The sequence below is a fragment of the Cupriavidus neocaledonicus genome, from assembly GCF_000372525.1.
Taxonomy (GTDB): Bacteria; Pseudomonadota; Gammaproteobacteria; order Burkholderiales; family Burkholderiaceae; genus Cupriavidus; species Cupriavidus neocaledonicus.
Genome location: NZ_AQUR01000105.1, coordinates 67,734 through 81,158 on the forward strand (window position 1 = coordinate 67,734; position 13,425 = coordinate 81,158).

Annotated in this window: 14 protein-coding genes; 3 read left to right on the forward strand and 11 right to left on the reverse strand. The window is 69.0% G+C overall.

Going from position 1 to position 13,425, the window contains the following annotated elements; translation table 11 throughout:
• Positions 1 to 16: 16 nt before the first annotated feature.
• From A3AG_RS0124440 to A3AG_RS0124450, 3 genes are read left to right on the forward strand one after another with little or no spacing between them, the layout of a single operon-like run.
• Positions 17 to 1,060, forward strand: a complete 1,044-nt coding sequence (locus tag A3AG_RS0124440; RefSeq protein WP_018007931.1) for a type IV pilus twitching motility protein PilT — start codon at positions 17 to 19, stop codon at positions 1,058 to 1,060.
• A gap of 36 nt (positions 1,061 to 1,096) precedes the next feature.
• Positions 1,097 to 2,236: a PilT/PilU family type 4a pilus ATPase gene (locus tag A3AG_RS0124445; protein ID WP_018007932.1), complete on the forward strand. Its 1,140-nt coding sequence runs from the start codon at positions 1,097 to 1,099 to the stop codon at positions 2,234 to 2,236.
• 54 nt (positions 2,237 to 2,290) lie between these two features.
• A complete protein-coding gene (locus A3AG_RS0124450; RefSeq protein WP_026164446.1) occupies positions 2,291 to 2,785 on the forward strand; it encodes a glutathione peroxidase in 495 nt (164 codons plus the stop codon).
• A 3-nt stretch (positions 2,786 to 2,788) separates the two neighbouring features.
• On the opposite strand, the gene A3AG_RS0124455 is transcribed toward A3AG_RS0124450, so the two are convergent.
• The 11 genes from A3AG_RS0124455 to A3AG_RS0124505 form a co-directional block, all read right to left on the reverse strand.
• Positions 2,789 to 3,478 carry a helix-turn-helix transcriptional regulator gene (locus A3AG_RS0124455; protein ID WP_018007934.1) on the reverse strand — a complete coding sequence of 230 codons (690 nt, stop codon included), beginning with the start codon at positions 3,476 to 3,478 and terminating at the stop codon, positions 2,789 to 2,791.
• A gap of 22 nt (positions 3,479 to 3,500) precedes the next feature.
• Complete coding sequence (locus tag A3AG_RS0124460; protein ID WP_181955792.1) at positions 3,501 to 3,872, reverse strand: VOC family protein; 372 nt, start codon at positions 3,870 to 3,872, stop codon at positions 3,501 to 3,503.
• 124 nt (positions 3,873 to 3,996) lie between these two features.
• Positions 3,997 to 4,722 carry an LrgB family protein gene (locus A3AG_RS0124465; RefSeq protein ID WP_018007936.1) on the reverse strand — a complete coding sequence of 242 codons (726 nt, stop codon included), beginning with the start codon at positions 4,720 to 4,722 and terminating at the stop codon, positions 3,997 to 3,999.
• Positions 4,719 to 5,105 (reverse strand): CidA/LrgA family protein, encoded by a 387-nt coding sequence (locus tag A3AG_RS0124470; RefSeq protein ID WP_018007937.1) that lies wholly within the window; start codon positions 5,103 to 5,105, stop codon positions 4,719 to 4,721. The genes A3AG_RS0124465 and A3AG_RS0124470 overlap by 4 nt, the downstream gene beginning before the upstream one ends.
• Before the next feature lie 87 nt (positions 5,106 to 5,192).
• Positions 5,193 to 6,446: a glycolate oxidase subunit GlcF gene (glcF, locus tag A3AG_RS0124475; protein WP_018007938.1), complete on the reverse strand. Its 1,254-nt coding sequence runs from the start codon at positions 6,444 to 6,446 to the stop codon at positions 5,193 to 5,195.
• Between the two features lie 40 nt (positions 6,447 to 6,486).
• Positions 6,487 to 7,590 (reverse strand): glycolate oxidase subunit GlcE, encoded by a 1,104-nt coding sequence (glcE, locus tag A3AG_RS0124480; protein ID WP_018007939.1) that lies wholly within the window; start codon positions 7,588 to 7,590, stop codon positions 6,487 to 6,489.
• Between the two features lie 39 nt (positions 7,591 to 7,629).
• A complete protein-coding gene (locus A3AG_RS0124485; protein ID WP_018007940.1) occupies positions 7,630 to 8,553 on the reverse strand; it encodes an ion transporter in 924 nt (307 codons plus the stop codon).
• 8 nt (positions 8,554 to 8,561) lie between these two features.
• A complete protein-coding gene (locus A3AG_RS0124490) occupies positions 8,562 to 10,085 on the reverse strand; it encodes an FAD-linked oxidase C-terminal domain-containing protein (protein ID WP_018007941.1) in 1,524 nt (507 codons plus the stop codon).
• 272 nt (positions 10,086 to 10,357) lie between these two features.
• A complete protein-coding gene (locus A3AG_RS0124495) occupies positions 10,358 to 10,897 on the reverse strand; it encodes a GNAT family N-acetyltransferase (RefSeq protein ID WP_018007942.1) in 540 nt (179 codons plus the stop codon).
• 13 nt (positions 10,898 to 10,910) lie between these two features.
• A complete protein-coding gene (locus A3AG_RS0124500; protein WP_018007943.1) occupies positions 10,911 to 11,801 on the reverse strand; it encodes a LysR substrate-binding domain-containing protein in 891 nt (296 codons plus the stop codon).
• Positions 11,802 to 11,825: 24 nt separating this feature from the next.
• Complete coding sequence (locus tag A3AG_RS0124505; protein WP_018007944.1) at positions 11,826 to 13,256, reverse strand: FAD-binding oxidoreductase; 1,431 nt, start codon at positions 13,254 to 13,256, stop codon at positions 11,826 to 11,828.
• Between the last annotated feature and the right edge of the window lie 169 nt (positions 13,257 to 13,425).

Sequence of the window (13,425 nt, forward strand, 5' to 3'; positions counted from 1 at the left end):
GGTGGGGTCATTATAGATGGACATCGCGCAGCTATTGGCTTTCGCCGTCAAGAACAAGGCGTCCGATCTTCATCTGTCCGCGGACATGCCCCCCATGTTGCGGATCCACGGCGACATGCGCCGCATCAACGTCGCCTCGATGACGCACAAGGATGTCCACGCCATGGTGTACGACATCATGAGCGACACCCAGCGCAAGGCCTACGAGGAACGCCTCGAAATCGATTTCTCGTTCGAGATCGCCGGCCTATCGCGCTTCCGCGTCAATGCCTATAACACCCAGCGCGGCGCCGCCGCGGTGTTCCGTACCATTCCGTCCAAGGTGCTGACGCTGGAAGAGCTGCGCGCACCGGCGGTGTTTGCCGACCTGTGCATGAAGCCGCGCGGGCTGGTGCTGGTGACGGGCCCGACCGGCTCGGGCAAGTCGACCACGCTGGCGGCGATGGTCGACCATCGCAATGAAAACGACATGGGCCACATCCTCACGGTGGAGGACCCGATCGAATTCGTGCACAGCTCCAAGAAGAGCCTGATCAACCAGCGCGAGCTGGGGCCGCATACGCATTCGTTTGCCAACGCGCTGCGCTCGGCGCTGCGCGAAGACCCCGACGTGATCCTGGTGGGCGAACTGCGCGACCTGGAGACCATCCGCCTGGCGCTGACCGCGGCCGAGACCGGCCACCTGGTCTTCGGCACGCTGCACACCAGCTCGGCGGCCAAGACCATCGACCGCGTGGTCGACGTGTTCCCGCCCGAGGAGAAGGACATGGTGCGCACCATGCTGTCGGAATCGCTGGAGGCGGTGATCTCGCAAACGCTGCTGAAGACCCGCGACGGCAACGGCCGCACCGCTGCGCACGAGATCATGATCGCCACGCCCGCGATCCGCCACCTGATCCGCGAAAACAAGATCGCGCAGATGTATTCGATGATGCAGACCAGCAGCGGGCTGGGCATGCAGACGCTGGACCAGTGCCTGTCGGACCTGATCAAGCGCAGCGTCATCAGCTACAACGATGCGCGCGCGATTGCCAAGAACCCGGACGCGTTCATGGGCTGAGGCCCGCCTTCGCGCTTCCTCCAGCAGGACACCGCCATGCTCGACCGCGAATCCGCCGCCAAGTACATCAACGACCTGCTCGAGCTGATGGTCAGCAACCGCGGCTCGGACCTGTTCATCACCGCCGACTTCCCGCCGGCGATCAAGGTCGACGGCAAGATCACGCCGGTGTCGCAGCAGCCGCTGAACCCGACCCAGGCACTGGGGTTGGTGCGCTCGGTGATGAACGAGCGCCAGGTGCAGGATTTCGACACCAGCCGCGAATGCAACTTCGCGATCAGCGCGCCCAAGGCCGGGCGCTTCCGCGTCTCGGCGTTTATCCAGCAGGGCAAGGCCGGCATGGTGGTGCGCACCATCAATACGCGCATCCCGTCGGTGGCCGACCTGGACCTGCCGCAGACGCTGCATGACGTGGTGATGGCCAAGCGCGGCCTGGTGATCGTCACCGGCGCCACCGGCTCGGGCAAGTCGACCACGCTGGCGGCGATGCTGGACCACCGCAACGCGCACTCCTACGGCCACATCATCACCATCGAGGATCCGATCGAGTACGTGCATGCGCACCAGAACTGCATCGTCACGCAGCGCGAGGTCGGCATCGATACCGAGTCCTGGCACGTGGCGCTGAAGAACACGCTGCGCCAGGCCCCCGACGTGATCCTGATCGGCGAGATCCGCGACCGCGAGACCATGGAGTACGCGATGCAGTACGCCGAGACCGGCCACCTGTGCCTGGCCACGCTGCACGCCAACAACGCCAACCAGGCGATCGACCGCGTGGTCAACTTCTTCCCCGAGGAAAAGCGCCAGCAGCTGCTGATCGACCTGTCGCTGAACCTGAAGGCGATGATCTCGCAGCGCCTGCTGCCGCGCGCGGGCCGCAAGGGCCGGGTGCCGGCGGTGGAGATCATGATCGGTACGCCGCTGGTGGCCGACCTGATCTTCAAGGGCGAGATCCACGAGCTCAAGGAAGTCATCAAGAAGTCGCGCGAGCAGGGCATGATCTCGTTCGACCAGGCGCTGTTCGACCTGTACGAGCAGGGCAAGATCACCTACGAGGACGCACTGCGCAACGCCGACTCGCTCAACGACCTGCGCCTGATGATCAAGCTGCACAGCACCCACGCCAGGGACTCGGACCTGGGTGCCGGCACCGAGCATCTCAACGTCATCTGAGGGCTGCGCATTGCTGCGCGTGGCGGTATGCTTGGCTATCTACAGGAGTTTGCCATGAGCAATGTCTACCAGTTCGAAGCCAGCTCGCTCGCCGGCCAGCCGGTGCCGCTGTCGCAGTTCCAGGGCAAGGTGATGCTGGTGGTCAATACCGCCAGCGAATGCGGTTTCACCCCGCAGTACGAGGGCCTGCAGAAGCTCTATGACGAATACCATGGGCGCGGCCTCGAGGTGCTGGGCTTTCCGTGCAACCAGTTCGGCAAGCAGGAGCCGGGCGATGCGCAGCAGATCGGCCAGTTCTGCGAGACGCGTTTCGCGGTGCGCTTCCCGATGTTCGCCAAGATCGACGTCAACGGCCCCAACGCCCATTCGCTGTACCGGTGGCTGACCACCGAAAAGCGTGGCGTGCTCGGTACCCAGGGCATCAAGTGGAATTTCACCAAATTCCTGCTGCGCCGCGACGGTACCGTGTTCAAGCGCTATGCGCCGACCACCAAGCCGGAAGAGCTGCGCGCCGATATCGAGCGGCTGCTGTCCGACCCCGCCGCCTGAGCCTCAGCTGCCGCCGGCGCGCACCGCGCGCAGAAAACCGTTGAGCGAGCGGTCCGGGGTCTCGTGGAACTGGTCGTCGAGCATGCGGATGGCGCGGCAGCGGTCGAGCCGGAAGCTGCGGTAGTCCTCGCGCGTGGTGCACCACGTTGCCAGCAGCCAGGCATTACCCCAGAAGAACAGCCCCAGCGGCATCACCACGCGTTCGGTGATGCGCTGCTGCACGTCGCAGTAGTCCAGCTGCAGCAGCTTGTGCGCGCCCAGCGCGCCGTGCACCACGTCGAAGGCCTCGCGCACATGCGCCTGGTTGACGTACTCCGGCGCGAACACGCGGCTCTGCTGCGCCGCCAGCCGGCGCGGCGGCGGCAGCGCGGCCATCAGCTTCTCCAGCGCCGGTTCGGCCGCGGCGGCGAGCGCGCCGCCACCCCAGGCCTTCAGCAGCCGCAGGCCGGCGACCAGCGCCTCCACTTCCATGGCGGTGAACATCAGCGGCGGGACGTCGAAGTCGGCGCGCAGCCGGTAGCCGATGCCGGCCTCGCCCTCGACCGGCACGCCCGACAGCGACAGCGCCTGGATATCACGGTAGACGGTGCGTTCCGAGACCCCGAGCCGCTGCGCCAGCAGCGCCGCCGTGGTCAGGCGGCGACCGCGCAGCACCTGCACGATCTGGAACAGGCGGTCGGCGCGGCGGCTCATCGGTCAGCGTGATCCATGGCGCTCACCCGGCCACCGGTTCATGCAGGCCGATGCGGTTGCCCTCGCTGTCGGTGATATGCGCGATGCGGCCGATCTCGCCCGGCAGGCGCAGCGGCCCGAACACGGTCTTGCCGCCGGCACGCGCGACGCGTTCCAGCAGCGCGTCGAGTTCCGGCGCGTGCAGGTACGGCACCGTGCCGTAGTAGTTGCTGGGCCGGTAGCCCTCGCCGGCGACCAGCGCGCCGCCGGGATCGGGGTGCGGGAACACCGCCATGTCGACCTGGCTCATGGTTTCGCGGCGCAGCCGGATATCGAAGACCTGCTCGTAGAAGCCGATGGCGCGGGGCATGTCGACGACGGGGATTTCCAGCCAGTTGATCAGACGTTGGCTCATGATGGGCTCCTGGGTTCCATAAGTAAGGGAGTGAAGAGCTCGCATCATGCGCGGGGGCTGCTGACAGCGTGCTGTCAGGAGGATGTCAGGGCGGGATGTCGGGGCGCGACGTCAGGGCGAGACCTCAATGCGGCATCCACGCCGCCAGCACCGGCACCAGGATCGCGGTCAGCACGCCGTTCAGGCCCATGCCGAGCGCGGCAAAGGCGCCGGCCTCCTGGTTGACCTGGAACGCGCGCGCGGTGCCGATGCCGTGCGCCGCCACGCCGGTGGCAAAGCCGCGCACGCTGTAGTCGCGGATACGCAGCAGGTTCAGCAGCATGGTCGCGCTGACCGCGCCGATGATGCCGGTGCCCATCACCAGCACCGCGGTCAGCGACGGCAGCCCGCCGATCTTCTCGGCCACGCCCATGGCGATCGGGATCGTCACCGACTTGGGCGCGAGCGAGCGCACCGTTTCGGGCGAGGCGCCGAGCAGCCAGGCGATGCCCACCGCCGCCACCACCGCCACCACCGAGCCGGCCACCAGTCCCGCCAGCAGCGGGAACACATGGGTGCGCAGCTTGGGCAGCTGCAGGTACAGCGGCACCGCCAGCGCCACCGTCGCCGGTCCCAGCAGGAAGTGCACGAACTGGGCGCCGTCGAAGTAGGTCTTGTAGGGCGTGCCGGTGACGGTCAGCACCGTGACCAGCAGCGCCACCGCGATCATCACGGGATTGGCCAGCGGCGAGAAGCGCGATTTCTCGTAGATGCGGAAGGCGAACACATAGGCCAGCAGCGTCGCGGTCAGCCCCACCAGCGGGCTGGCAGCCAGGTAGACCCAGATCTCGTTCAGGCGCGGCGTCATCATGCCCGTTCCCCCTTGGCGTCGGCGGGCGGCGCGTCGGGGGTGCCGGAACGCCTGCGCATCAGCATGCGCGTGACCACGGCGGCGGTGGCAATGGCCAGCCACGTGGACACCACCAGCGCGACCAGGATCGGCATCCATTCGCCCTCGATGCGGTTGGCGTGGACCATGATGCCGACACCGGCGGGCACGAACAGCAGCGACAGGTGCTTGAGCAGCTCGGTGGTGGTGCCCTGGATCACGGGCAGCAGCCGGTCGTCGAAGACGAGCCAGCCGAACAGCAGGATCATGCCGAGCACGGGGCCGGGCACGGGCAGGGTCAGCGCGTAGCTGATCACCTCGCCGACGGACTGGAACACCAACAGGATGGCAAAGGTCTGGAGCATGGGGCGTCTTGGTTGTGCATTTTCGCCCCTCTCCCGCAAGCGGGAGAGGGGAGACAACCACGGGGCCTTGCTCCGGCAGGGGCGCGCTTATCCCAGCATGCGATCGACCAGTTCGATCCAGTGCATGACCGGCGTATCGGTGCCGCCCTGCAGGTGCGAGATGCAGCCGATATTGGCCGAGACGATGGCTTCGGGCTGCGTCGCCTGCAGCTTGGCGAGCTTGTCGTCGCGCAGGCGCCGGGACAGTTCAGGCTGCAGCACCGAGTAAGTGCCCGCCGAGCCGCAGCACAGGTGGCTGTCAGCGCAGAGTTTGACTTCCACGCCGAGGCCGGTCAAGAGCGCTTCGACCTTGCCGCGGATCTGCTGGCCGTGCTGCAGCGTGCACGGCGGGTGGTAGGCCACGCGCCGACCGTCGCGCGGCACCGCGCCGGCGGCGGCATGCAGGTCGTCGGCAAAGTCCGGCAGGATCTCGGACAGGTCGCGCGTCAGCGCCGAGATGCGGTGCGCGCGCTCGGCATAGGCGGGATCGTTGCGCAGCAGGTGGCCGTAGTCCTTGACCATCGCGCCGCAGCCCGATGCGGTCATCACGATGGCTTCGGCGCCGGCTTCGACATGCGGCCACCAGGCGTCGATATTGCGGCGCATATTGTCGAGGCCGCCATCGTGGTCGCCGGTGTGGAAGCGGATCGCGCCGCAGCAGCCGGCTTCGCGCGCCACCACCAGTTGTACGCCGACACGGTCGAACACGCGCGCGGTGGCGGCATTGATGTTGGGCGACATGGCCGGCTGCACGCAACCGTCGAGCAACAGCATCCTGCGCGCATGCGTGTTGCGCGGCCACGCGCCGGGCGCGGCGCTGGCCGACAGCGGCGGCACCTTGGCGCGCAGCGTGCCCGGCAGCAGCGGGCGCACCATCTGGCCCAGGCGCAGCGCCGTGCCGAACAGCGCCGGCCGCGTCAGCCCCTCGCGCAGCACCCAGCGCGCGATGCGCTGGCTGGCGGGGCGCCGCACGCCTTCGGCCTCGAGCCTGTCGTCGACCAGCTGGCGGCCGATGTCGACCAGGCGGCCGTAGCGCACGCCCGACGGGCAGGTCGATTCGCAGTTGCGGCAGGTCAGGCAGCGGTCCAGGTGCAGGCGCGTGCTTTCGGTGATGGCATGACCTTCGAGCACCTGCTTCATCAGGTAGATGCGCCCGCGCGGCCCGTCCAGTTCATCGCCGAGCAGCTGGTAGGTGGGGCAGGTGGCGGTGCAGAAGCCGCAATGCACGCACTTGCCGACGATGGATTTGGCTTCCTCGCCTTCGGGCGTGTCGCGGAGAAAATCGGCCAGGGTCGTTTGCATGATATGGGGAAGTAGTGCCTGGATGTCAGGTCCCGCGGGCTCAGAGCCCGGGGTACATGCGCTGCGGATTGAAGATGCCGGCGGGGTCGAAGGTCTCCTTCAGGCGGCGATGGATCGCGGCCAGCGGCGACGCCAGCGGCGTGAACACGCCCATCGACTTGTCGCCGTGGCGAAACAGCGTGGCATGGCCGCCGGCGGCCTGCGCCACCGCGCGCACGCTTTCGGCGTCGGCCTTGGCCGAGCCCTCCTCGGGCAGCCACCAGCGCTGGCCGCCGCCCCATTCGACCAGCTGCTCGCCCGGCAGCGCCAGCGGGGCGGCCACGGGGGGCACCGCCAGCCGCCACAGCGCGCGGCCGGCGTGCGCCGGGGCGAAGAACGGGTGGGTCTGCTCGCGCAGCGCTTGCCACAGCGCGGCGGCGGGTGCCGGGTCCAGGCGCTCGCCGCCGAGCCGAGCGCAGGCTGCACGCACCGCGGCGCTGGCGCCGGACAGGCGCACGTGCAGCACGCCCGCCTGCCACACCGAAGACGCCAGCGGCAGCGGCTGCCCGCCCCACTGGTTCAGCTGGCGGATGGCTTCGGCCTGCGCCATCTCGAAGCGCAGCGTGGCCTCGTCGAACGGCGCCGGCAGCACCTTGAGCGAGACCTGCAGGATCAGCCCGAGCGTGCCGAGCGAGCCCGCCAGCAGCCTCGACACGTCGTAGCCAGCCACGTTCTTCATCACCTGGCCGCCGAAGTCCATGACCTCGCCGCGGCCGTCCATCAGTTGGGCGCCCAGCACGAAGTCGCGCAGCGCGCCCACCGACTGCCGGCGCGGGCCCGACAACCCGGCGGCGACGGCACCCCCCAGCGTCGCCACGCTGGCCTGGCCCGGCAGCGCGAAGTGGGGCGGCTCGAATGCCAGGATCTGGCGCTTTTCCGCCAGCACGGCTTCAATCTCGGCCAGCGGCGTGCCGCAGCGCGCGGTGATCACCAGTTCGGCCGGATCGTAGTCGACGATGCCGGTGTGGGCGCGCGTGTCCAGCAGCTGGCCTTGCGGCGGCTGGCCGTAGAAGTCCTTGCTGCCGCCGCCGCGCAGCCGCAGCGCGGTGCGGGTCTCGGTGGCTTGCCTGACGGCGTCGCGGAAGGCGTCGAGGGTGGCTTGCATAGTCGTGCGAGATGGGGAGGGTTGTGGCAAGGCCCGGGGTCAGGTCGAGCCGTCGCGGCCGCCCGGGACTTCAGGCCGGTCGTTCTGATAACCCGGCAGCGGGCTGCCGCAGTGCTTGCAATACTGCGCGTCGGGCTCGTGCCCCTCGGCCAGGCAATGGGTGCAGGTGCGCGTGGTCAGCGGCCGCTTCATGATGCTGGCGGCCAGCTCGGCGCCGACGATGCCGGTGGGAAAGGCGATGATGCCGTAGCCCAGCAGGATCGTCAGCGAGGTGATGAACTGCCCCAGCGGCGTCTTCGGCACCATGTCGCCGAAGCCGGTGGTGGTCAGCGTCACCACGGCCCAGTACATGCTGACCGGGATGCTGTGGAAGCCGTGCTCCGGGCCCTCGACCACGTACATCACGGTGCCGAGGATCACGGTGATGATGAACACCGCGGCCAGGAACACGAAGATCTTGCGCCGGCTGTTGACCAGCGCGCGGTACAGGATCTCGGCTTCCTCGAAGTACACGGTCAGCTTCAGGATCCGGAACACGCGCAGCAGCCGCAGCAGGCGCACGTCGATCAGGAAATGCAGTTCGGGCACGAAGAACGCCAGCCAGGTCGGCATGATCGAGATGAAATCGATGATGCCGTAGAAGCTCAGCGCATAACGCCATGGCCGCCGCACCACCAGCAGGCGCATGGCGTACTCGGCCGTGAACAGCAGCGTGAACATCCATTCCAGTGCCGTGAAGGCACGGCCCAGGCGCGGGCTCAGCGCCGGCAGGCTGTCGAGCATCACGATCATCACGCTGGTGACGATGACGATCAGCAGCGCGATATCGAACAGGCGGCCTGCGCGGGTATCGGCCTCGAAGATGATGGTGTACCAGCGCTGGCGCCAGCCGGCCTCGGGCTGGCCCAGGCGCTGGCGCACCACGGCTTCCTGGTGCTGGCGCCGGCGGGGATCGTCTCGCATGGCTGGGCTCAGAAGCGCGGCAACTCGGGATGCGGCAGCAGGCCCTTCTTCACGTGCATCTTGCCGTATTCGGCACAGCGCGCCAGCGTCGGGATGGCCTTGTCGGGGTTGAGCAGCCGCGCCGGGTCGAAGGCGGCCTTGACGCCGAAGAAGGCGTCGCGCTCCGCGGTCGAAAACTGCACGCACATGGAGTTGAGCTTTTCCACGCCGACGCCGTGCTCGCCGGTGACGGTGCCGCCCAGCTCGACGCAGGTTTCAAGGATGTCGGCGCCGAACAGCTCGGCGCGGTGCCATTCGTCCTGGTCGCCGCCGTCGAACAGCACCAGCGGGTGCATGTTGCCGTCGCCGGCATGGAACACGTTGATGCAGCGCAGGCCATACTTCGCTTCCATGGCCTCGATGCGCTTGAGCAGCGTGCCAATGTGCTTGCGCGGGATGGTGCCGTCCATGCAGTAATAGTCCGGCGAGATCCGCCCTGCCGCGGGGAAGGCGTTCTTGCGGCCGCTCCAGAAGCGCAGCCGCTCGGCCTCGTTCTGCGAGACCACGATGCGGGTGCAGCCGGATGCGGTCAGCACCGCGCTCATGCGCTCGATCTCCTCGGCGACTTCCTCGGGCGTGCCGTCGGACTCGCACAGCAGGATCGCGGCGGCATCGAGGTCATAGCCCGCATGCACGAATTGCTCGACCGCGGCGGTGGCGGGCTTGTCCATCATCTCCAGCCCGGCCGGGATGATGCCCGCGGCGATCACGTCGGCGACCGCGTTGCCGCCTTTCTCGACATCGTCGAAGCAAGCCATGATCACCTGCGCCAGCTGCGGCTTGGGGATCAGGCGCACGGTGACCTCGGTGACCACCGCCAGCATGCCCTCGGAGCCGATCAGCACGGCCAGCAGGTCCAGCCCGGGCGCATCGGGCGCCTCGGAGCCGAACACCACCACCTCGCCCGACATCGTCACCGCGCGCACGCGCAGCACGTTGTGCACGGTCAGGCCGTACTTCAGGCAGTGCACGCCGCCCGAGTTCTCGCTGACATTGCCGCCGATGGTGCAGGCGATCTGCGACGACGGGTCGGGCGCGTAGTACAGGTTGTGCGGCGCGGCGGCGTCCGAGATCGCCAGGTTGCGCACGCCCGGCTGGACCACCGCGGTGCGCGCATACGGATCGACCGACAGGATGCGCTTGAACTTCGCCAGCGACAGCACCAGGCCCTCGGCGATCGGCATGGCGCCGCCAGACAGGCTGGTGCCGGCGCCGCGCGGCACCACCGGCACGCCCAGCTGGTGGCACAGCCGCAAGATGGCGCAGACCTGCTCCTCGGTGTCGGGCAGCGCCACCGCCATCGGCACCTGGCGGTATGCAGCCAGGCCGTCGCACTCATAGGGCACGGTGTCTTCCGGCTTCCACAGCACCGCGGCGTCGGGCAGGATCTGCGCCAGGCCGGCCAGCAGTGCGTCGCGGCGGCCGTCGGCCGTGGCCTGGGCCGGGGCATCGCCGGCGGCGGCGAGGGTTTGGGCTTCGTGCGGGGCATTCATGAGCGACTCCTGTGGGGTCCTCCTGGACGGCGGCCTGTGGCATTCGCTTGCCGGCCTGCCGGCCGCGGCGGTGCAGTGCCGGCCGCGGGGGGACGGCTGACTATAGCGCAGGCCACCTGGCGCGGGCACCACGGCGGACGTGAATTCGGCATGCCGGGCCGATCAAAAATGCTCATCATGCCGGGCGGGCACGGGCGCCGGTTTCAGCGTAGCACCGGCGGCCGGCCAGCGGTAAGGCGGGGCAGGGTCCAGAGATCCGGCCGCGCTGCGTGTCAGAGGTCCGGCTGCGCCGGGGCGGCCGGCAGCCGCAGCACCATGTCGAGCTTGTCGTGGAAGTGCGGCGCGACGTACAACGCATCGGGCTCCAGCCCGAAGCGCTCGAAGCCGAGCGATTCGTACAAGCGCACCGCGCCCGCGCTGCCGGCATTGACGCACAACGTGACCTGGCGCACCCCCGGCATGGCGGCGGCCTGCTGCAGCGCGCGCAGCATCAGCGCCCGGCCGAGCTTGCGCGCGCGCCAGTCCGGCGCCACATACATGCCGAAGATCGAGGCCTTGTGCCAGTGCTTGCGCCGCGGCTCGCGCATCACCCCCACCATGCCGGCCAGCGCGATGCCGCCGGGGCCGGCCTCGAAGGCGCCGAAGATGGCCTTGTCCGCGCTCGGCGCAAGGCGTTGCGCCACCGCCTCCGGCGCCAGGTCCTGTTCTTCTTCGAGGCTGGCGGCGAAGGCCTCCGGAGCTTCGGCGAGTCCCTGCAGGCGCAGCGCGTGGAAGGCTGCGGCATCGTCGGGGGTCAGCAGGCGGATTTCCATCGGCCGCAGTCTCCTACCAGTCCAGGCTCAGCAGCCAGTCGACGAAATAGCGCGCCTCGGGCTTGAGCGGCGCCTGCTCACGCTCGACGATGTAGTAGCCGTGCGGCGATACCGATTCCACATCGAGCAGCCGCACCATCTGGCCCAGCGACAGCCAGTGCCGCGCCATGCGCTGGCGCACCAGCGCCACGCCCTGGTTCGAGGCGATCGCCTCAAGCATCAGGCCAATGTCGTTGAACTGCGGGCCGGTCTGGGGCTCGGGCCAGTCCAGCCCGGCGGTCTCGAACCACGGCTTCCACGGCTCCAGCGGGCTGCGCAGCAGCACCAGCCCGTGCAGGTGCTCGGGCCGGGTGATGGCGCGGCCGTTGACGCGCTCGTAGTACTCGCGCCCGCACGCCGGGAACACCGGCTCCACCAGCAGTTTTGTGGTCTTCAGGTCGGGGTAGCGGCCGGTGCCGTAGCGGATCTCGACATCGGTGTCCTCGGCCTTGACGTCGAGGAACGGGATCGCCAGGTGCAGCTCGAGGTCGATATGCGGATAGAGCGCGCCGAACTCCGGCAGCCGCGGCACCAGGTGCTGGCGTCCGAAGGTGGGCGGGATCGCCACGCGCAGCCGCGTGCGCATCTTGTTGTACTCGGGCCGGGCCAGCTCGTTGAGCGACTTGAGCGCGTCCTGCACGTTGCGCAGGTAGCGCGTGCCGGCGGCGGTCAGCCGCAGCGCGGCATTGGCGCGCACGAACAGGTCTTCGCCCCACAGCTCCTCGAGGTTCTTGATGCGGTGCGAGACCGCGCTGGGCGTCACCGACAGCTCCTCGGCCGCGCGCGCAAAGCTGCCCAGGCGCGCCGCCGCCTCGAAGGCGATCAGCAGGTGCAGTGGCGGCACGCGGTTGAACATGGAGGCCATCCGTGCGTGTGCGGGTCGGGCGCCTTACTGCGCGCCGGCGCGCGCGGCGCTGAAGATCTTGCCGGGGTTGAGGATGTGGTTGGGGTCGAGCGCATCCTTGATCGCGCGCATCAGGTCGAGCGCGTCCTCGCCGTGCTCAGCCACCAGGAAGCGCTGCTTGTGCAGGCCCACGCCGTGCTCGCCGGTGCAGGTGCCGCCCATCGCCAGCGCGCGCTCGACGATGCGCTGGTTGATGGCCTCGGCCTCGGCCATTTCCTCGGGCTTGTCGGGGTCGACCAGGATCGCCACGTGGAAGTTGCCGTCGCCGACGTGGCCGACGATGGGGCAAGGCAGCGCCGAGGCGTTCAGGTCCTTCTCGGTCTCGGTGACGCAGTCGGCCAGGCGCGAGATCGGCACGCACACGTCGGTGGTGACCGACTTGCAGCCCGGCTTGAGCTGCAGCATCGCAAAGTACGCGGTATGGCGCGCATTCCACAGCCGGCTGCGGTCTTCCGGGCGCGTGGCCCACTCGAAGCCCTGGCCGCCGCATTCGGCGGTGATCTGCTGCACGGTCTCGGCCTGCTCGCGCACGCCGGCCTCGGTGCCGTGGAACTCGAAGAACAGGTGCGGGGTCTCGGGCAGCGTCAGGTTGTCGTGGCGGTTGATGGCGCGGATCGCCAGCGCATCGACGAATTCCACGCGCGCCACCGGCACGCCCAGCTGGATGGTCTGGATCACCGCCTGCACCGCGCTGCCCATGCTGGGGAAGGCGCATACCGCGGCGGAGATCGCCTCGGGCTGCGGGTACAGCCGCACCGTGACCTCTGTGATGAGGCCGAGCGTACCTTCGCTGCCGATGAAGAGCCGGGTCAGGTCATAGCCCGCCGACGACTTGCGCGCCTGCGTGCCGGTGCGGATCACGCGGCCGTCGGCGGTCACCACCGTCAGCGCCAGCACGTTCTCGCGCATGGTGCCGTAGCGCACCGCGTTGGTCCCCGACGCGCGCGTGGCGCACATGCCGCCCAGCGACGCGTCGGCGCCCGGGTCGATCGGGAAGAACAGGCCGGTGTCCTTGATCTCCTGGTTCAGTTGCTTGCGCGTGACGCCGGGCTGCACCGTCACGGTCAGGTCCTCGGGCTGTACCGCCAGCACCCGGTTCATCTGCGACAGGTCCAGGCTGATGCCGCCGGCTACCGCCAGCAGGTGGCCTTCCAGCGACGAGCCCGCGCCATACGCAATCAGCGGCACGCCATGCTGGTTGCACAGGCGCGCCACCTCGGCCACTTCCTCGGTGCTGTGGGCAAACACCACCGCATCCGGCAGCGCCGGCGGGAACGGCGACTCGTCGCGGCCGTGGTGCTCGCGCACGCCGGCGGAAGTGGTGAAGCGCTCGCCGAAGCGCGCCGCGAGGGCGTCCGCCATGGCGGGCGGCAGCGGACGGCGGGCGAGGGAGGCGGACGGCGTGGGGTGGTTCATGCGGGGTCTCCGGCGGGTCGGTGCGGCCTCATGGACTGCGAGGCCGCCGAGGGTGCCGGCGGCAGGCTGGGGCGCGACCCGGTTATCGAATGGATGAATAACTGCATTCTACGCCGCGCGGCGGCTGGTACACCTTCCCGCGGCGAGCGCGCGGCCGATAGCCGCACAA

What these genes read in the sequence shown, in the direction of transcription:
- A3AG_RS0124440 (WP_018007931.1), top strand. Translation starts at nt 17, where the DNA reads ATGGACATCGCGCAGCTATTGGCTTTCGCCGTCAAGAACAAGGCGTCC.
- A3AG_RS0124445 (WP_018007932.1), top strand. Translation starts at nt 1,097, where the DNA reads ATGCTCGACCGCGAATCCGCCGCCAAGTACATCAACGACCTGCTCGAG.
- A3AG_RS0124450 (WP_026164446.1), top strand. Translation starts at nt 2,291, where the DNA reads ATGAGCAATGTCTACCAGTTCGAAGCCAGCTCGCTCGCCGGCCAGCCG.
- A3AG_RS0124455 (WP_018007934.1), bottom strand. Translation starts at nt 3,478, where the DNA reads ATGAGCCGCCGCGCCGACCGCCTGTTCCAGATCGTGCAGGTGCTGCGC.
- A3AG_RS0124460 (WP_181955792.1), bottom strand. Translation starts at nt 3,872, where the DNA reads ATGAGCCAACGTCTGATCAACTGGCTGGAAATCCCCGTCGTCGACATG.
- A3AG_RS0124465 (WP_018007936.1), bottom strand. Translation starts at nt 4,722, where the DNA reads ATGATGACGCCGCGCCTGAACGAGATCTGGGTCTACCTGGCTGCCAGC.
- A3AG_RS0124470 (WP_018007937.1), bottom strand. Translation starts at nt 5,105, where the DNA reads ATGCTCCAGACCTTTGCCATCCTGTTGGTGTTCCAGTCCGTCGGCGAG.
- glcF (WP_018007938.1), bottom strand. Translation starts at nt 6,446, where the DNA reads ATGCAAACGACCCTGGCCGATTTTCTCCGCGACACGCCCGAAGGCGAG.
- glcE (WP_018007939.1), bottom strand. Translation starts at nt 7,590, where the DNA reads ATGCAAGCCACCCTCGACGCCTTCCGCGACGCCGTCAGGCAAGCCACC.
- A3AG_RS0124485 (WP_018007940.1), bottom strand. Translation starts at nt 8,553, where the DNA reads ATGCGAGACGATCCCCGCCGGCGCCAGCACCAGGAAGCCGTGGTGCGC.
- A3AG_RS0124490 (WP_018007941.1), bottom strand. Translation starts at nt 10,085, where the DNA reads ATGAATGCCCCGCACGAAGCCCAAACCCTCGCCGCCGCCGGCGATGCC.
- A3AG_RS0124495 (WP_018007942.1), bottom strand. Translation starts at nt 10,897, where the DNA reads ATGGAAATCCGCCTGCTGACCCCCGACGATGCCGCAGCCTTCCACGCG.
- A3AG_RS0124500 (WP_018007943.1), bottom strand. Translation starts at nt 11,801, where the DNA reads ATGGCCTCCATGTTCAACCGCGTGCCGCCACTGCACCTGCTGATCGCC.
- A3AG_RS0124505 (WP_018007944.1), bottom strand. Translation starts at nt 13,256, where the DNA reads ATGAACCACCCCACGCCGTCCGCCTCCCTCGCCCGCCGTCCGCTGCCG.